This window comes from Micromonospora sp. NPDC049107 (assembly GCF_040648595.1).
Lineage (GTDB): Bacteria > Actinomycetota > Actinomycetes > Mycobacteriales > Micromonosporaceae > Micromonospora.
This window is the reverse complement of the sequence record NZ_JBEZEC010000013.1, coordinates 153,465-170,478: the sequence shown is the minus strand read 5'-3', so window position 1 is coordinate 170,478 and position 17,014 is coordinate 153,465. Positions and strand designations below refer to the sequence as shown.

19 protein-coding genes are annotated in these 17,014 nt (G+C 70.0%); 9 read left to right on the top strand and 10 right to left on the bottom strand.

Going from position 1 to position 17,014, the window contains the following annotated elements; all coding sequences use genetic code 11:
• Nucleotides 1-111: 111 nt before the first annotated feature.
• From AB0B55_RS28570 to mycP, 3 genes are all read right to left on the bottom strand, one after another.
• The gene (locus tag AB0B55_RS28570) at nt 112-765 is read right to left on the bottom strand and encodes an O-methyltransferase (protein WP_357130267.1); all 654 of its coding nucleotides are present in this window, start codon (nt 763-765) and stop codon (nt 112-114) included.
• Nucleotides 762-1,523 (bottom strand): Maf family protein, encoded by a 762-nt coding sequence (locus tag AB0B55_RS28565; RefSeq protein WP_357130264.1) that lies wholly within the window; start codon nt 1,521-1,523, stop codon nt 762-764. The genes AB0B55_RS28570 and AB0B55_RS28565 overlap by 4 nt, the downstream gene beginning before the upstream one ends.
• Before the next feature lie 209 nt (nt 1,524-1,732).
• The gene (gene mycP, locus AB0B55_RS28560) at nt 1,733-2,857 is read right to left on the bottom strand and encodes a type VII secretion-associated serine protease mycosin (protein WP_357130261.1); all 1,125 of its coding nucleotides are present in this window, start codon (nt 2,855-2,857) and stop codon (nt 1,733-1,735) included.
• A 936-nt stretch (nt 2,858-3,793) separates the two neighbouring features.
• On the opposite strand from mycP, the gene AB0B55_RS28555 reads away from it, so the two are divergent.
• Nucleotides 3,794-3,931 (top strand): hypothetical protein, encoded by a 138-nt coding sequence (locus AB0B55_RS28555; RefSeq protein ID WP_357130258.1) that lies wholly within the window; start codon nt 3,794-3,796, stop codon nt 3,929-3,931.
• A 292-nt stretch (nt 3,932-4,223) separates the two neighbouring features.
• Here AB0B55_RS28555 and AB0B55_RS28550 read toward each other — a convergent pair whose 3' ends face one another.
• Together AB0B55_RS28550 and AB0B55_RS28545 are read right to left on the bottom strand one after the other, a co-directional pair.
• Nucleotides 4,224-4,682 (bottom strand): hypothetical protein, encoded by a 459-nt coding sequence (locus AB0B55_RS28550; RefSeq protein ID WP_355048897.1) that lies wholly within the window; start codon nt 4,680-4,682, stop codon nt 4,224-4,226.
• Nucleotides 4,683-4,771: 89 nt separating this feature from the next.
• The gene (locus AB0B55_RS28545; protein WP_357130254.1) at nt 4,772-4,966 is read right to left on the bottom strand and encodes an acyl-CoA carboxylase subunit epsilon; all 195 of its coding nucleotides are present in this window, start codon (nt 4,964-4,966) and stop codon (nt 4,772-4,774) included.
• Between the two features lie 90 nt (nt 4,967-5,056).
• On the opposite strand from AB0B55_RS28545, the gene AB0B55_RS28540 reads away from it, so the two are divergent.
• Nucleotides 5,057-7,042: a protein kinase gene (locus AB0B55_RS28540; RefSeq protein ID WP_357175008.1), complete on the top strand. Its 1,986-nt coding sequence runs from the start codon at nt 5,057-5,059 to the stop codon at nt 7,040-7,042.
• Between the two features lie 87 nt (nt 7,043-7,129).
• Nucleotides 7,130-7,363: a hypothetical protein gene (locus AB0B55_RS28535; protein ID WP_141907885.1), complete on the top strand. Its 234-nt coding sequence runs from the start codon at nt 7,130-7,132 to the stop codon at nt 7,361-7,363.
• A gap of 82 nt (nt 7,364-7,445) precedes the next feature.
• Here AB0B55_RS28535 and AB0B55_RS28530 read toward each other — a convergent pair whose 3' ends face one another.
• Entirely contained in the window at nt 7,446-8,198 is a 753-nt protein-coding gene (locus tag AB0B55_RS28530; protein ID WP_357130422.1) for a GH25 family lysozyme, read from the bottom strand.
• A gap of 125 nt (nt 8,199-8,323) precedes the next feature.
• Nucleotides 8,324-8,680, bottom strand: a complete 357-nt coding sequence (locus AB0B55_RS28525) for a Uma2 family endonuclease (RefSeq protein WP_357175005.1) — start codon at nt 8,678-8,680, stop codon at nt 8,324-8,326.
• A 151-nt stretch (nt 8,681-8,831) separates the two neighbouring features.
• Here AB0B55_RS28525 and AB0B55_RS28520 point away from each other — a divergent pair, with 151 nt between their 5' ends.
• The 4 genes from AB0B55_RS28520 to AB0B55_RS28505 all read left to right on the top strand — a co-directional run bounded on the left by AB0B55_RS28520 (nt 8,832) and on the right by AB0B55_RS28505 (nt 12,123).
• Nucleotides 8,832-9,575, top strand: a complete 744-nt coding sequence (locus tag AB0B55_RS28520) for a M50 family metallopeptidase (RefSeq protein WP_357130244.1) — start codon at nt 8,832-8,834, stop codon at nt 9,573-9,575.
• A 148-nt stretch (nt 9,576-9,723) separates the two neighbouring features.
• Nucleotides 9,724-10,707 carry a 2-dehydropantoate 2-reductase N-terminal domain-containing protein gene (locus AB0B55_RS28515; RefSeq protein ID WP_357175002.1) on the top strand — a complete coding sequence of 328 codons (984 nt, stop codon included), beginning with the start codon at nt 9,724-9,726 and terminating at the stop codon, nt 10,705-10,707.
• A 62-nt stretch (nt 10,708-10,769) separates the two neighbouring features.
• The gene (locus AB0B55_RS28510) at nt 10,770-11,270 is read left to right on the top strand and encodes a SigE family RNA polymerase sigma factor (protein ID WP_357130238.1); all 501 of its coding nucleotides are present in this window, start codon (nt 10,770-10,772) and stop codon (nt 11,268-11,270) included.
• Nucleotides 11,263-12,123 (top strand): hypothetical protein, encoded by an 861-nt coding sequence (locus AB0B55_RS28505; RefSeq protein ID WP_357174998.1) that lies wholly within the window; start codon nt 11,263-11,265, stop codon nt 12,121-12,123. Before AB0B55_RS28510 ends, AB0B55_RS28505 begins: the two co-directional genes overlap by 8 nt.
• Before the next feature lie 146 nt (nt 12,124-12,269).
• Here the strand turns inward: AB0B55_RS28505 and AB0B55_RS28500 are convergent, their stop codons facing one another.
• On the bottom strand, nt 12,270-13,853 hold the full coding sequence (locus tag AB0B55_RS28500; RefSeq protein ID WP_357130232.1) for an acyl-CoA carboxylase subunit beta: 1,584 nt from the start codon (nt 13,851-13,853) through the stop codon (nt 12,270-12,272).
• A gap of 85 nt (nt 13,854-13,938) precedes the next feature.
• Between AB0B55_RS28500 and AB0B55_RS28495 the strand changes: the two genes are divergently transcribed.
• Both AB0B55_RS28495 and AB0B55_RS28490 read left to right on the top strand, forming a co-directional pair.
• The gene (locus AB0B55_RS28495; protein WP_357130229.1) at nt 13,939-14,814 is read left to right on the top strand and encodes a biotin--[acetyl-CoA-carboxylase] ligase; all 876 of its coding nucleotides are present in this window, start codon (nt 13,939-13,941) and stop codon (nt 14,812-14,814) included.
• 176 nt (nt 14,815-14,990) lie between these two features.
• Nucleotides 14,991-15,563 carry a PH domain-containing protein gene (locus tag AB0B55_RS28490; RefSeq protein WP_357130226.1) on the top strand — a complete coding sequence of 191 codons (573 nt, stop codon included), beginning with the start codon at nt 14,991-14,993 and terminating at the stop codon, nt 15,561-15,563.
• Nucleotides 15,564-15,608: 45 nt separating this feature from the next.
• Here AB0B55_RS28490 and AB0B55_RS28485 read toward each other — a convergent pair whose 3' ends face one another.
• A complete protein-coding gene (locus tag AB0B55_RS28485) occupies nt 15,609-16,256 on the bottom strand; it encodes a MaoC/PaaZ C-terminal domain-containing protein (RefSeq protein WP_357130223.1) in 648 nt (215 codons plus the stop codon).
• A complete protein-coding gene (locus AB0B55_RS28480; RefSeq protein ID WP_357130419.1) occupies nt 16,253-16,951 on the bottom strand; it encodes a GtrA family protein in 699 nt (232 codons plus the stop codon). Before AB0B55_RS28480 ends, AB0B55_RS28485 begins: the two co-directional genes overlap by 4 nt.
• Nucleotides 16,952-17,014: the final 63 nt, after the last annotated feature.

The following is a 17,014-nucleotide window of genomic DNA, read 5'->3' as shown; positions in this document are numbered from 1 at the left end:
GCCTGGCCCCGGGGCGAGCCCGGCTTGATCGACTCGGGTTCCTGGAAGTTGGGGTGTCTTACCGCCGGGGATGCCGCGATTTCCAGGAACCCGAGTGGTTCAGAGCGCCGCTCAGCGCACCCGGGCGAGGGTGAGGCCGTCGGCGATGGGCAGCATCACCGGGTCGACCCGTACGTCGGCCAGCACCTCGTCGTTGAACGCCGCGATCGCCCGGTCGTTGACATCCTGCGGCGCGATCACCCGCCCGCCGCGCAGCACGTTGTCGACGGCGATCACCCCGCCCGGCCGCATTCGCGGCACCAGCTCGGCCCAGTAGACCGGATACCCGGTCTTGTCGGCGTCGATGAACGCGAAGTCCAGGTGGCGCTCCTGCGGCAGCTCCCGCAGCGTGTCGCCGGCCGGGCCGATCCGCAGGTCGATGCGGTCCTGCACCCCGGCGCGGGACCAGTAACGCCGGGCGATCCCGGTGTACTCCTCGGAGATGTCGAAGCAGGTCAGCCGCCCTCCCTCGGGCAACCCCCGGGCGATGGCCAGCGCCGACAGGCCGGTGAACGTGCCGACCTCGACGGCCTGCCGTACGTCGAGCAGCCGGGTCAGGAACGTCAGGAACGCGGCCTGCTCCGGCGCCACCTGCATGCTGGCGTGCTCCGGCAGCAGCGAGCGGGTCTCCTCGGCCAGATCTCGAATGATCTCGTCCGGCGGTGCGCCGTGCGCAACCAGGTAGGCGTGCAACTCGTCGGTGAGCGGGATCGACTTCGTGGTCATGAATGGACGTTACCGAGCGGCTCGACCGTTTGGCCGCCCGGCGCGACCTTTGTCCACAGGTCCGTGATCTCCAGACCGAGTTCCGCCAGGAGCCGACGCAGCAACGGCATCGACAACCCGACGACGGTCCCCGGGTCACCCTCGATCCGCTCCACGAACGGCCCACCCAACCCGTCGATCGTGAACGCGCCCGCCACCGCCAACGGCTCGCCCGTGGCGACGTACGCGGCGATCTCGTCGTCACTGATGTCGGCAAAGTGGACGACCGTCGAGGCGACCGCCTCCGCCCGCCGCCCGGCGACACTGTCGATCAGGCAGTGTCCGCTGTGCAGGACCCCACTGCGCCCCCGCATCCGCAACCAACGACGGGTCGCGTCCGCCGCGTCGGCCGGCTTGCCAAGAATCTCCCCGTCGAACTCGAGCACCGAGTCACACCCGATGACCAGGGTGCGCTGACGGGCTGTGTCCGTGCTGGTGCTGTTGGCGGCGTCCGTGCTGGCGCTGGTGCTGTTGGTGGTGTCCTTGGCGTTGGTGGTTGAGCTGTTCGCCGTGGCGGTCGGATTCAGCCGGGCGAGCACCGCCTCGGCCTTGAGTCGGGCCAACTCGAGGCAGAGATCCTCAGCCCGATCGCTCACCACCAGGGATTCGTCCACCCCGCTGACCAGCACGTCCGGGTCGATGCCGGCGGCCCGAAGCGACTTTCGGCGAGCAGGACTGGCAGAGGCCAGCACGAGGCGGAGCGGCAGAGTGTCAGACACCGGCCCGACGTTACCGGCCCGCCACGCCCGACACCCGTTCCCGGCCCTCAGCGCCGCGCCGCGTCCTTGATCGACTCCCGATCGCCGATATCGCGCCATCAAGGACGCCCGCCGCCGTGATCCACTCGGCTTCCAGCAAACCGCGGCATCCCAAGCCACCAGACACCCCAACCTCAAGGAACCCGAGTCGATCGAGGCGCCGGGCACGCCTAGCGGCTGATTCTGGGCGGCGGATCATCACCGCGCCGCCGACGCCGTGCCACGACGGCCCACCCAACCCCAACGGCGACGATCACGCCAAGGGTGGCAAGGCCCCGAACCGCCGAGCCGTCATCCTCGTCCGGCCGAGCATCGGCCGCCGTGGTCGGGCCACCGCCGGCGGGCGCGCTCACCGATTCAAAACCTAACGGGGGTACGTCTGCCGTTAGCGCCGCGACAAGATCGATAACGCCGTACCCGTACTCGTCGTCCCGGCCAGGCGGGCCTTTGTCGATGGCCGTTGCCGTAAGCCGGTGGGCCACTTCCTGCGCCGGCAGGTAGGGATACTTCGACCTGATCAACGCCGCCGCCCCGGCCACAATCGCCGCAGCATCGGAGGTGCCGGTGCCCCTGCGATACGTGCCGTTGATGCTGGTGCTGTATATGTCTACTGCCGGTGCGACGACGTCAATTTCCGGCCCCGTTACCGAGACTGCTGCATGGCTTCCGCTTCGATCGATGCCACCAACCGCTACCACTCCGGGATGACGTGCCGGATAACCCACAACATTCGACCTGGGCGTGTTCCCTGCGGCTGCTATCACCAAAACGTCGGCCGCCAAGGCCATCTCAATCGCTCGTTGCAGGCGAACGCTAGCGCCCCCAACAATTGAAATGCTGATGACATCGGCCCGATTATTTACAGCGAACTCGATGGCTGCCGCCAATGTATCTGTTTCGCCATCCTGACCCGCCGGCGAGCAGAGGATTGGTAGGATCTTAGCCTTCGGAGCTATTCCGATTGCGCCGTCGGTCCCAGTGCCGTGGGCTGCTATTAGACCGGCCATTCCAGTTCCATGGCCGTCTTTATCGGCACGTCCGTCGCCGCCGCCTGTGATAACGTCGATGCCTGCAAGGACGCTACCCTGCAAGTCTGGATGAAGGCTAACCCCGCTGTCGGGTACGGCCACAATAACTCCGTCGCCTTGGCTGATTTCCTGAGCAGCGGCAATCCCGAGGCTCGGCAGGTGCCATTGCTCTCCATGGTTCGTGTGCGGGTAGCTGGGCGGCACTTGCTGACTGATTCCAGGAAATGCCAATGCTGCTAGTATTTGAAGAGTGAATTTGAGGATCACCGACGGAAGCCAATGGCGGGACCAGGATCGATTGGCCCGTTTTCATCTGGTGGAATGACAATGGGTGGAACGCCTTGATCAGTTTTCCAAGGGTGATCTGGGTCCCATTCTGTCGCTCGATCATTGGTGTGACCCGTGGCCTGGCGTGCCGGTCGACCGGGGCTGGATCCTGAACTCTGATTGCTGTTATTGGCGGGTGGACTGAATGGAGGGACGCCGTTCAAGCCGTTCAAGCCGCGCCGGGCATCTGGCCTAGAACCTGCGCCTCCGGCCGGCGCGGTTCCGGCGCCGCCACCACCAATAACGCCTCCGACCGGATTGACCCGGCGGGTAGGACTAGCGTTTGCGCCGGGCTGGCCGAGCCCCACACCAGGTGGCGCTCCAATCAAACCGCCCGGAGGCATCGATCGAGGGGATGAGAAAGGGCCGCCCTTGGTTGGCCCGGATACCGACTCGCCGATTGTCCTACCGTTGCCGATTGGCGATTGAGGTGTGGCGAGAGGTGCCGTAGATATTGGCCCCAGCGTTGGTGGCCCTCCGATAGGGGAATTCGAAGTAGCGATAGGCTGCGTGGTTCGCGGTGAGTCCTGGATTGGTGGAGTATTCGGAGCGCCGTTGCCGCCGAGCACAGGGCCTATGCCTGCCTCTGTGGGCAAGCGCCCAGCCCGGAAGTCATTTTCAGATCGCTGAACCACCGGCAGTGTTCGCGATACAGCGATAGGTGCGGGAATTATCGGAGGGATTGCCGGTGCCGTATCCGAGACCGTCCCCGTAACTAGATCATCAACCCGAGGGGCCGGTCTGGGTGGAGGCTGACGAAGGGTGGCTTGGGCTTGTTGTAGTTCGCCACTGAGGTTGAACATCATTGCCCGCGCCTGCACGTTCAGCCGTTCCAGGTCGCTATCTGTCACGGGCGCGTCCACGACCCGATTGCCCATGACCGCCTTGGGGTCGGCGGCGGTGGCCTCGTACGCCCGCTTCTGTTGGAGCTTTGTCGCGTACTCCTCGTGGAGCTTGCGCAGCTCGGCGCGGGTGGTGCCGATGGCCTGGGTGGCGGCGGACAGCGCGGTGTAGTTGGCGGCGGCGGCGTCGTGGGTGTGTCGCACCTTGGCGATCAGGTCGTCGAGTTGGGTGAGGTACGTGCCGGAGGCGGCGCTGGTTTCGGGGGGCCATGCTTCGGCGAGGCCCCGCCGGTACTCCTGAAGTCGGCCGAGGTGGATCTGGGCGAGGTCGCAGACCTTGCGCCAGCCGGCGACCTGTTTCCAGTGGTTGGTGGTGTCGTGGTCCTGGAGGCACGCCCACATGCTGTTGAGGTCCATCAAGTGCCAGTCGGTCTGGCTTGAGGTGCGGCCGCCACCACGCTCGATCACGGGAGGACCACCGGCCTTTCGCTGTCGGGGCCGGTGGGGTCGCTCAGCGTCGGCGTCCGGCTGCCGGGCAGGACGGTTCCCGGGTCGGCGAGGGCGTGTTGGACGTCCACGGCGCGGGCGGCGGAGAAGGCGTCGCTGTCGGCGTACTGGGTGGCGACGCGGTCGGCGACGGCGGCAAGGTGGCCGGTGGCGCCGCGGACGGCGTACACCATGTCGGTCGTGGCCTGCTGCGTCTCGTGGTGGGCGTGCAGGAAGGTGACCAGTTCGACGAACGCGTCGCAGGGGTTGGGCACCTTCGCGGACATGTCTTCGGCGATGTACGGCAGGTGGGGCGCGTAGTTGCTCTCGACCTCGGCGGCGAGCCGGTCGGCGAACTCGCGGAGTTGACGGATGTCGGCCTCGATGCCGCCGTAGCCGTGCAGCCAGGGCGCCGGTTGGTCCTCTTCGGGGATCATCGACCCTCCCTGTCCGTCACCGCACCGTTTCCCTCAGTGAGGTTAACGGCTACGCGCCATCCTGGCAGCCCCCGGAATGGGAACCGGGGTCAGCGAGGCAGACCGGAGGCCCGCCAGGTGTCGGGGCGGGCGGGCCGGCCGCTGCGCGCCCAGGCGGACGTGGCCGTCGGCGCGGGTGCGGTAGCCGGTCGGGACCGCACGATGATCGCCCCGACCAGGGCGGCCAATTCCTCGGCGGTGGGCACGCCGCGGACGACCCGGAACAGCGGCTCTTCGGCAGGCATGCCGCCAGGGTACGCGGCCCGAAGTCACGTCACACGCACAGTGGCGTGCCGGCGGTGTGACCGTCGGCGGGTCCGGGTACCGTCTCAGCGATGTCGAACGCGCTTCCCCAACTCGTCGCTGACCGATACCGGCTTCTGTCGCCGCTCGGCCAGGGTGGCATGGGTCGGGTGTGGAAGGCGCGCGACGAGGTGTTGCACCGGGACGTCGCCATCAAGGAGTTGGTGCCGCCGCCCGGCCTCACCGACGAGGAACGCCGCGAGATGCGGGAGCGGTCGCTGCGCGAGGCGCGGGCCATCGCCCGGCTCAACCACGTCAACGTGGTACGCATCTTCGACGTTTTGCGGACCGACGGCGACCCGTGGATCGTCATGGAGTACGTGGCGTCGAGGTCGTTGCAGGACACCCTCGCCGAGGACGGGCCGGTGTCGGTGGCCCGCACGATCGAGATCGGCCTGGGCGTGCTGGGCGCGCTGAACGCGGCGCACAAGGCGGGCGTCATGCACCGCGACGTCAAGCCGGGCAACGTGCTGCTGGGCGAGGACGGCCGGGTGGTGTTGACCGATTTCGGCCTCGCCACGATCCCCGGTGACCCGAACGTCACCCGTACCGGCATGGTGCTCGGTTCGCCCGCGTACATCTCGCCGGAGCGGGCCCGGGAGGGCACCGCCGGCCCAGAGGCCGACCTGTGGTCGCTGGGCGCGACGCTCTACGCGGCGGTGGAGGGCAAGTCGCCGTACGCGCGGCCGTCCGCGATCGCCACGCTCGCCGCGCTGGCCACCGAGCCGATGCCGCCGCCGAAGAACGCCGGCCCGCTCAAGGCGGTGCTCACCGGGCTGCTCCAGAAGGACCCGAACGAGCGGATCACCGCGGAGGTGGCCGAGCGGCTGCTGCGCCGCGCCGGGGGCAAGCGGGCGCGCGGGATCTCACTGCTCGATGGCGTACGCCGGCCGGGGCCGAACGGTCCACGGGAGCCGCGCCCGCCGCTCGTACCGGCACCACGGCCGGCCGAGGAGGTCGCCGATCGTTCGGTGTCGCCACCGGCTCCGCGTACCCCGCCGCCGGTAGCCGCCGCCGCGGCCGGGCCGGCGGTGGCCGACGCGACGCCGACGGAGGTCGTGCCGGCCGGCGCGGACGCCGAGCCGACGGCAACGGTGCCGGCCGAACCGACGGCGAAGATCGACCGCCCGTCCGAGGCTGAGCCGACCGCGACGGTGCCGGCCGCCGACGACAAACCCGATGACGGTACGACGGCAGGCGACGACGAGCCGACGGCCGTCGACGGTCCGCCGGTGGCGCCGGAGCAGCGCAAGCCCTCGACGCCCACGTCGGTGATGCCGCCGGTGGGTCCGGCCGGGCGCGCGGCGGTGCCGGTGTTCGACGGTACGAAGTCGAACAACACGCGCCGGAACGTGCTGATCGGTGCGCTGGTGGCCCTGCTGCTGGTCGGCCTCGTGGTGATCGTGCCCATGCTGACCAACGGCGACGACACCGAGAGCCCGCAGGCCGGCCCGACGACCGGGGCGGCCGTGACGTCGGCGCCAGCGCAGTCCTCCGCTCCGGCGGCGCCTCCGCCCACCACGGGCGCACCGAGTGCGACGCCCTCGGCCACGCCGTCGGCCGACCCGAACGCGCTGCCGGCCGGCTGGAAGCTGTACGAGGGGCCGACCTTCTCCATCCCGCTCCCACCCGGCTGGAGCGGCGGTCAGACCGGCTCGGACACGGCCATCTTCAACCAGTCCGGCGGGCCCGGCAAGATGCTGGTCCAGTGGACTCCCACCCCGCTGAAGGACGCGGTCGCCGACTGGAAGGAAAAGGAACCGTACCGCCGGAATCTGGTCACCAACTACCAGTTGGTGGGCAGCATCAAGGCCTGCGACTGGTACCGGACCTGCGCCGACTGGGAGTGGCTGGAGACCCGGAACAACACCCGCGTCCACGTGCGCAACCGGGGCTTCGTAACCGCCAGCAACCGGGGTTACGCCATCCGGTGGGAGATCGCGGAGAAGGACTGGCAGGCCAACCTCGCCAACTTCGACCAGATCGTCAAGGGCTTCAAGCCCGACCGGGTCAACTGACCGGCGTTCCGCACCTGCACGAACCTCTCTCGCATGTTCTTGCGTCGTTCGGGGTATCTGATCTCCAACGACGGAGGGAGGTGCGACATGGGTTACCGATACAGGAACGCCCGGCCCCGGCTGGCACTGTGGATGCTCGTCGCACTCGGGGATGTGGCACTGCTGCTGATCAGCGTTGGGCTTCCGGTACTCGTCGCGCTGTTCGGCGTCGTCGCCATCGCCGTTGGTGCGGTGGGCGTCCGGCGGCTCAGCCGGCGGGATGCGGTCGTCCGCGAGGACGCTCCGGTGATGGTGCCGGCGATGAGCCGACGGCGGGCCTGACCCGTAACCGGTGGTGTGGCGGCAGCCGGACCGATTGTGCACCGTGAGGTGATAGTCGATCCCGCTGCCGCCAACGGCCCGGTCAGGTGTTGTTCGCGAGGGCGATGAGGCGGCTCCGGTCGCCGTTCCAGTAGTTGCGGTCCACGTTGCCGCTGATCCCGGAGACGGCGCCGCTGCTGGTGTACTGCCAGAAGCTCCACACCGGCGCACCGGCCGGCAGGGCGCCCGGGGTGCTCGACCAGCGGGCGAGCCAGAGCGGGTGGTTGGCCCACGGGCCGGTCCAGCTGCCGGTGCACTGGTTCCACCAGCTCGTGGTGGTGTAGATGACCGCGTACCGGCCGGTGCGCGAGCGGTAGGTGTTCAGGAAGTCCTGCACCCAGTTGCGCATCCCGGTGGTGCTGAGCCCGTAGCAGTAGCCGCCGCTGTACGGGTTCGCCTCGATGTCCAGCGCGGCCGGCAGGGTGCGGCTGTCCGCCGACCACGCGCCACCGTTGGAGGCCAGGTAGTTGGCCTGGGTCGAGCCGGCGGAGATGTTGGGCCGGGCGAAGTGGTACGCCCCGCGGATCACCCCGGCGTTGTAGGCGTTGACGTAGTTCGCGTTGAAGGCGGAGTCCTTGACGCTGGTGCCCTCGGTCGCCTTGATGAAGGCGAACTCGATGCCCGCGTTCCGGACGCTGGTCCAGTTGATGCTGCCCTGGTAGTGGGACACGTCGACGCCGGCGGTGGTGGCCGCCGCCGCTGGGCCGGCGGTCGCGACCAGGGTCGCCGCCGCGGTGGCGAGGACGGTGAGGCCGGCGGCGAGCGCGCGGCGCAGCGATGATCGGGTACGGGCCATGAGTGCCTCCAGGGACGCCGGTCTATTGACGCCCATCTTTGGAGTTAAGTGCCCTTGATCGCAATAGCTGTAGAGAAAACTTTCATCGATGGGCTGCGATCGTCCGGTGGCGGGAGTCGAACGGATCAGCGCAGCGTGGCCGGGTCGAGCTGCCAGCGGAACGGCTTCGCGATGCTCAACGTCTCGCCGGCCTTGGCGACCTGATCCTCGATGTAGTGCTCGCCGTCGAGCCGGTACAGACGCAGCGAATGACCGTCACCGTCCTGCTCGACCAGCAGGTACCAGGGGATTCGCGCGATCGCGTAGAGCTGCATCTTGACCAGGCGGTCAGCGGCAGCGTTGCCCGGCGAGACGATCTCGCCGACGAGGGTCACCCGCTCGGCGTCCAGAAAGGCGCCGTCGTCGTCGATGTCGGTCACGACGAGATCCGGAATGACGACCCGGTCGACGTCGAGCCGGACGTTGATCGCCTCATAGACCAACAGACCGCCAGGATCAGCCCGACGTGGTGTCCCAGGGGTTCCGCGCTCATCGGCCCGCACCTCCCGCTTCACTCGCCACCCGATCAGTCTCACAGGATACGAGCCGGTGCCTCGGCAGCGACCCGGAACGCCGCCGGTAGGCTCGCGCCCCATGATGTCGATCGACGGACTGGGCGAGATGTGGGACACGCTGTTCGGCGCGCAGCCGGACCCGCCCCCGTTGCTGGTGTTGATCACCGCGGCCGTCGCGCTGGTGGTGGTGTCCACCCGGCTGCCCTGGCGGATCGCTCGCAACGCCATCACCATCGCCCACGAGGGCGGGCACGCGCTCGTCGCTCTGCTCACCGGTCGCAAGCTGCGTGGCATCCGGCTGCACTCGGACACGTCCGGGCTGACGCTCTCCGCCGGTCGGCCCACTGGACCGGGCATGATCCTGACACTGCTCGCCGGGTACGTCGCCCCGCCGCTGATCGGGTTGGCCGGCGCGTGGCTGCTCGGCGGTAACCGGATCACCCTCCTGCTCTGGGTCGCGGTGGTGCTGCTGCTCGCCATGCTGGTCATGATCCGAAACGCGTTCGGTGTGGTGTCGCTGCTGGTCACCGGGGCGCTGGTGTTCGCCGTCTCCTGGTACGCGACGCCGCAGGTGCAGGCCGCGTTCGCGTACACCGGGGTGTGGTTCCTGCTGCTCGGCGGGGTGCGGCCGGTGGTGGAGCTGCAACGCCTGCGCGCGCGTGGCCGGATGCCCGCCTCCGACGCCGACCAGCTCGCCGGGCTGACCCCGTTCCCGGCATTCTTCTGGGTCACGTTCTTCGCCCTGGTCAACCTGGTCGCCCTAATAGCCGGCGCCCTGCTGCTAGCTGGCCCCATCCTCACCGACGCCGGCCTAACCCTCTGACACCGGCCCCGTCCCCGGCCCCCTCCCCGGCCCTCTCCCCGTCGATCATGGAGTTGTGGTGGGCCACCAAAGCCGCAATCCTTATGCATTCGGGCACCATGACTCCATGATCGACGGGGTGCCGCGGGGCGGCGGGCAGAATGGGCCCATGCGATACGTGATCATCGGGGCGGGCGCGGTTGGCGGGACCATCGGCGTACGGCTGGCGCAGGCCGACCGGGACGTGACCCTGGTGGCCCGAGGCGCGCACCTGGACGCGATCCGGGAGCGCGGCCTGACGCTGCGGCAGCCCGACGGCGACGTGACCGCCCGGCTCGCCGCCATCGACGGCCCGGACGACCGGCTGCTGCCCGCCGACACGGTGCTGGTGCTGACCGTCAAGTCGCAGGACACCGAGGCGGCGCTGGCGACGTGGGTGGACGCTCCCGTCGCCGGCGGCGGGACGGCCGGCGAGCGACTGCCGCTGGTCACCGCGCAGAACGGGGTGGCGAACGAGCGGGCCGCCCTGCGGCTCTTCGCCGACGTGCATCCGGTCTGCGTCTGGCTGCCGGCCACCCACCTGGATCCGGGCGTGGTGGTGGCGAACGGACATCCGCACCCCGGGATGCTCCACATCGGCCGCTATCCGCGCGGCGCCGACGACACCGACCGGGCGATCGCCGCCGACCTGACCGCCGCCGGTTTCGTCGCGCCGGTCCGCGAGGACGTACTGAGCTGGAAGTACGGCAAGCTGCTCAGCAACCTCGGCAACGGCCTTCAGGCGCTGCTCGGGGAGGACATCCCGGACGCCCTCGTCGAGCGGGTACGCGGCGAGGGCGTCGCCGCGCTCGCCGCCGCCCGCATCCCGCACACCTCCCCGGCCCAGGAGCGGGCCGAGCGCGGCGACCTGGTCCAGCAGCGCCCGGTCGGGGGCGCCGACCGGTCCGGCGGCTCCACCTGGCAGAGCCTCGCCCGGGGCACCGGCTCGACCGAGGTCGACCACCTCAACGGGGAGATCGCGCTACTCGGCCGGCTGCACGGCGTACCGACGCCAGCGAACGTGGCCGTGCAGCGGGCGGTACGACTGGCCAGCCGGGAGAAGATCGCGGCCGGCGCGTTCCCGCTCGCCGAGCTGGAGAAGATGATCGCCTGAACCGGGCAACCGGAGGCCCCGCACGGCGCGTGTTCCCTGCGACCGACACGGGGAGGTAACGGGTGCCGGACGTCGACGGGTTCGACGAGTTCTACCGGGGGAGCCGACAGCGGCTGCTCGGTTTCGTCTACGCCCTCACCGGCGACCGGGTCGAGGCCCAGGACGCGGTGCAGGAGGCGTACATCCGGGCCTGGCAGCGGTGGTCGACGATCAGCGGGTACGACGACCCGGAGGCGTGGGTACGGGTGGTGGCCAGCCGCATCGCCGTCAGCCGGTGGCGCAGCCTGCGTAGTCGCGCCCGCGCGTACCTGCGGCACGGGGCGACCGAGACCGTCCCCGGGCCGGGCACCGACACCGTCGAGGTGGTCGCCGCCCTGCGCCGGCTGCCCGAGGAGCAGCGCGTCGCCATCGCCCTGTACTACCTGGTCGGCATGCCGGTCGCCGAGGTGGCGCGGGAGACCGCTGCCCCGGTCGGCACCGTCAAGGCCCGTCTCTCCCGGGGGCGTACCGCGCTCGCCGGCCTGCTCGCCGTCTCTGACCTGGAGGAGGCCACCGATGCGTGACGACCCGACGTTCGTCGAACAGATCCAGCGGGAGCTGCGGGACGTGCGCTGGCCTGCCCCGGAGGAGATCCGCGGCAGAGCCCGTCGCCGCAGCCAGCGCAGGATCGTGGTGGCCGGCGTCGTACTGGCTCTCGCCGGGGTCTCTGCCGTGGCGGTCGCCGCCCCGAGGACGTCTCCGCCGCCGTCCCCGCCGGCCGCCGCCCCCTCCGCCTCGCCGACCCGGTACGAGATCACTACCGACGCCCTGCTGCAGCCGGCCGACCTGTCCCAGCAGGTCGAGGTGCAGCTCAGCCAATCGGGGCTGGGCGAGCCGGTCCTGCTGGATCCCATGCTCGGCGCCTGCCGGACGAGCCAGGGGCGCTCCGATGGCTGGGAGTTTTCCATCGTGTCCCGCTCACAGACATTGGTGCCCAGACGCGCCGCGCCGATCCTCACCCAATCGGATGGCCTGATCACGCAGGATCTGTTCCGGCTGACCCCGGACGCGGCCATCCAGCTTCTCGCCACGCTGGACGACATGGTCGCCCCGTGCGCCGAGTGGACCAGCGTTGGCGAGTACAAGGTGGATGGCGCAACGGGCAGCGGGACGGCGACGCACCGTTGGGCGGTGGTCCAGCGGGGTTTCGCCGGCGACGGGGCCGCGCTGCTGCGGCACACCGGTACGCAGCCCGTCGACCAGAAGACGGGCGAGCCGATCGGTTCGGCGCCCCGCCCGGACACCACCGCCGTGGTTCGGGTCGGTGACCTGATCACCGTGCTCAGACTGGGGCAGGCCGGCACCGAGCTGGATCTGCGCCGCCTGGCGGAGGTCGCCGCTCGCCGGATGTGCGCCGCCGCCAACCCGGCCTGCTGACTGCCGGCCGCGCGACGAAGATCCGCACAACTTCGGCGATGTTGCTGCCTCCCGCCGCCGGGAAGCAGCAGTTTCCCCGAAGTTGCGCGGATCAAGCGCGACCACGCCGGAGCGCGACCACGCCAGAGCGCGACCGGGCGCCAGGGTCAGAGCGGGATGTTGCCGTGCTTCTTCGGGGGCAGGGTTTCCCGCTTCGTGCGCAGGACGCGCAGCGCCCGGACGATCTGCGTACGCGTCTCGTGCGGCGCGATCACCGAGTCGACGTACCCGCGCTCGGCCGCCACGTACGGGTTGGCCAGGGTGTCCTCGTACTCGGCGATCTTCTGGGCCCGGACCGCCGCCGGGTCCTCGGCGCCGGCCAGCTCGGAGCGGTAGAGGATGTTCACCGCTCCCTGCGCGCCCATCACGGCGATCTGCGCGGTCGGCCACGCGAAGTTCAGGTCCGCGCCGAGGTGCTTCGAGCCCATCACGTCGTACGCCCCGCCGTAGGCCTTGCGGGTGATCACGGTGACCTTGGGAACGGTCGCCTCGGCGTACGCGTAGATGAGCTTGGCGCCCCGGCGGATGATGCCGTCCCACTCCTGGCCGGTCCCGGGCAGGAACCCGGGCACGTCGACGAAGGTCAGCACCGGGATGTTGAACGCGTCGCAGGTGCGCACGAACCGGGCTGCCTTCTCGGAGGCGGCGATGTCCAGGGTGCCGGCGAAGTGCATCGGCTGGTTGGCGACCACGCCGACCGGGCGGCCCTCCACCCGGCCGTAGCCGATGACGATGTTCTGCGCGTAGAGCGGCTGGACCTCGAGGAACTCCCCGTCGTCCAGGACGTGTTCGATGACGGTGTGGATGTCGTACGGCTGGTTGGCCGAGTCCGGGATGAGCGTGTCCAGCTCACGGTCCTCGTCGGTGACGTCGAGATCCGCGTCAACGGAGAAGACGACCGGCTCGTCGAGGTTGTTCGACGGCAGGTACGACAGCAGCGCCTTGACGTAGTCGACCGCGTCGTCCTCGTCGTTGGCGAGGTAGTGCGCGTTGCCGCTGCGGGTGTTGTGCGTACGGGCCCCGCCCAGCTCCTCCATCCCGACGTCCTCGCCGGTGACCGTCTTGATCACGTCGGGGCCGGTGATGAACATGTGGGAGGTCTGGTCGACCATGACGGTGAAGTCGGTGACCGCCGGGGAGTAGACCGCGCCGCCGGCGCAGGGCCCCATCACCAGCGAGATCTGCGGGATGACGCCGGACGCCCGCACGTTCCGGAAGAAGATCTCCCCGTACCGGCCGAGCGACACCACGCCCTCCTGGATGCGGGCGCCGCCGGAGTCGTTGATGCCGATCACCGGGCAACCGATCTTCATGGCGAGGTCCATCACCTTGACGATCTTCTCGCCGAAGACCTCGCCGAGCGAGCCGCCGAAGACGGTGAAGTCCTGGGCGAAGACGCACACCTGCCGGCCGTCGACCGTGCCGTAGCCGGTCACCACGCCGTCGCCGTACGGGCGGTTGCGCTCCAGCCCGAAGGCCGTGGACCGGTGCCGGGCCAGCCCGTCCAGCTCAACGAAGGAACCCTCGTCGAGCAGCATGTCGATCCGCTCGCGGGCGGTCTTCTTGCCCCGGGCGTGCTGCTTCTCGACCGCGCGCGCCGACCCGGCGTGCACCGCCTCGTCGACCCGGCGCTCCAGGTCCGCCAGCTTGCCGGCAGTGCTGTGGATGTTGGTCCCGGTCTCGGTAGTCACCCAGGGAATATAACGATGGTTCAGGTGGGAGCGTCTGTGCAGTACGCCTCAACGCCGGCACCGCTCGCCGCCGTAGGCTGACGGGATGCCGGGCTCCCCGTACACCGATCTGGACCGACCGCCGCTGTCGGCGGCCCGGCTGCGGCGCGCGCTGGTCGCGCCGAACGGACCGTGGGCCCGCCTGGAGCTGCACGCCGAGACGGGCTCCACGAACGCGGACGTGTCCGAGGCCGCCGCCACGGGCGAGCCGGAGGGGCTGGTCGTGGTCGCGGAGCGGCAGACCGCCGGGCGAGGTCGGCGCGGCCGGGTCTGGCAGTCGCCGCCGCGCGCGGGCATCGCCACCAGCGTCCTGCTGCGGCCCGGCGAGGCCGTGCCGGACCGCGACTGGGCGGCGGTTCCACCCACGGGGTACGGCTGGCTGCCGCTTCTCGCGGGTGTCGCGCTGGTCGAGGCGGTGGCCCGGCTGGCCGAGCTGGACGCCGCTCTGAAGTGGCCCAACGATCTGCTGATCGGCGACGCGAAGTGTGCCGGTGTGCTGGCCGAGGCGGTGCCGGGGCGCTCGCCGGCCCAACCGCCCGCCATCGTCCTCGGCATCGGCCTCAACGTGACCCTGCGGGCCGACGAACTGCCGGTGAACCCGACCGGGTTGCCGGCCACCTCGCTGCAACTGGCCGGCGCGGCGGCCACCGACCGGGATCCACTGCTCCGGGCGCTGCTGCGCTCGGTGGCGGACTGGTACGACCGCTGGCGCACCGCCGGCGGGGACGCCGAGGCGAGCGGCCTGCGCGACGCCTACCTGGCGTCCTGCGCGACGATCGGTCGCGAGGTACGGGTCCTGCTGCCCAACGGCGAGACCCAAACCGGCACCGCAACCGGCATCGACGCTGACGGCCAACTCCAACTAACCACCCCCACCGGAACCCGATCCATCGCCGCCGGAGACGTCCTCCACCTGCGCTAGCCCTCCCGGCGCGGCGATCTTGCACTTTCTGTCGTGGCGTATCGGGCTCAAGGCCGCGTAACGGCGACCGAAAGTGCAAGATCGCGGAAGCTCGGGTGGGGCCGCGTGGCGGATGTCGCCGAGTGGCCTTCGGGGATTACGGTCGGCGCGTCAAAGAAAAGGCGTTGGAGGTTGTCGTGGCGTTCCCCGAAGACGTGCTCACGAAGGACGAGCACGTCGTGCTGCACCTACACCCGCACTGGAAGGCTCTGGTCCGGCCGATCCTGGTGCTGGTCCTCGCCATCGCCGCCGTGGTGGTCGGCGTGCTCCTGCTGCCCGAGAGTTCCGGCGGTTCGATCGCGTTGGCCGTGATCGGCGCGATCGGCCTGGTCGCGGTCCTCTGGCTCGGTCTGTGGCCGTTCCTGGTCTGGCGTACCACCCATTACCTGTTCACCAACGAGCGCGTGCTGTTGCAGCAGGGTGTGTTCTCCCGGGACCGGCGGGACCTCCCGCTCACCCGGATCAACGACCACTCGATGAACCAGCACTTCTTCGAGCGGATGCTCGGCTGCGGCACCCTCACCATCGAGTCCGCCGGCGAACGCGGCCAGTCGGTGCTCAAGGACGTACCGGGGGTCGGCCGGGTGCAGACCACCCTCTACGAGCTGGTCGAGGCGCAGCACGACAAGCACTCGCTGGGCGACGGGGAGATGCGCGACATCCTCGCCGACATGCGCGAGGGCAAGCCGTTGCGCGACACCACGAGCTGAGCCGATCGGCGCTGACCACTCCGGCCCGAGGACGGGTCGGAGTGGTCAGGTGTGCTGACCTGCCCCGGCCGCCGCCGGCCCTGCCGCAGCCTGTTCCGCCGCAGCCGGCTCTACTCCAGCCGGCTCTGCCCCAGCCTGTTCTGGCGGAGCGGGAGCCGGATCGGTCGAGGACGGCCCGGCCTCGGGGTCTGTCTCGACCGGCCGTAGCGCGAACCAGCCACGGAAGCGGGTCCGCAGCACCTCCTGCTCGGGCTGGTTGTCCGGGCCGAGGCGGAGCATGGTGCCGGTGAGGATGACGGTGCCGAGCCCCGCGCGAGCGTCCGAGGGGCGGGCGCCCATCACGTCGACCCGGACGGCGAGACGGTCACCGGCCCGGACCGGGGCGAGCCACCGCAACTCCTCCAGGCCGGGGGAGGCGTCCGCCGCCGCGCGGGACAGCAGGTGATCGACGTACGCCCGCATGAACAGGCTGACCGTGTAGAAGCCGCTGGCGATCACCCCGCCGTACCGACTGGCCTCGGCCAGCTCCTGGTCGACGTGGTACCACTGGGGGTCGAAGCGCCGGGCGAAGGCCCGCATCTCGTCGCCGTCCACGGTCACCGTCCCGAGGTCGACGGTGAGCCCCGGAACGAGGTCCTCGAAGAACAGCTCGGCGGCCGCTCCGGTGCCGGAGCGGGGGGCGGGAGCCGTCACCGGCGGGGTGCGCGACGCGTGCCGGCGTGCAGCTCCGCGGCGAGTTCCGCGTCCAGGTCGGCGGTCATCGGCCGCCCCTGCACGGGAGCGGCGCCGGTCGGGCCGGGTGTCGGGCCGGGCCGGTCGGCGGACTGCGCCTCTTCCAGCTCGGAAACCGATTCGGCCAGCTCGGCGACCGGGTCCATCTCGGCCATGGTGTCCCACTCGTCACGCGGGATGTCGTGCCAGGTGGGCTCGGTCTTCGTGGCGTCCGCGGCCGGTGCGACGGGCTGGAAGACGAAGGTGCGGTACGACCAGAACCGGAACAGGGTGCCCAGCAGGACACCGGCGGTCTTCGCCACGTTCAGCGCCAGCAGGCCGTGTACGCCGAGGCCGTACTTGGCTGCGGCCACCGCGCCCAGTTCGATGAGCAGGCCGGCACCGTTGAACAGGAAGAACAGGACGTACTCCCGGCGAAGCGCCGATTTCGGGCGATCCCGGTACGTCCAGTGACGATTCATCAGGTACGACGTGATCGTCGCGACGAGGGTCGCGATCACGTTCGCCTTCAACTGACCGTTGACGAAAACGGTAAGTGCAAGGACATTGAACACGGCGTAATTGATGACGGTGTTCACACCGCCGACGATGCCGAATTTGAGCGCCTCGTGGATGAACTTCTGCCAGCGCTCAGGCAGCAGACGGACAAGACGCATGCGAAACACCTTAGGGCAGTCGGTGAAGCCGGCGATCACCGGCCGGACGAGGTGGGCGGCAGG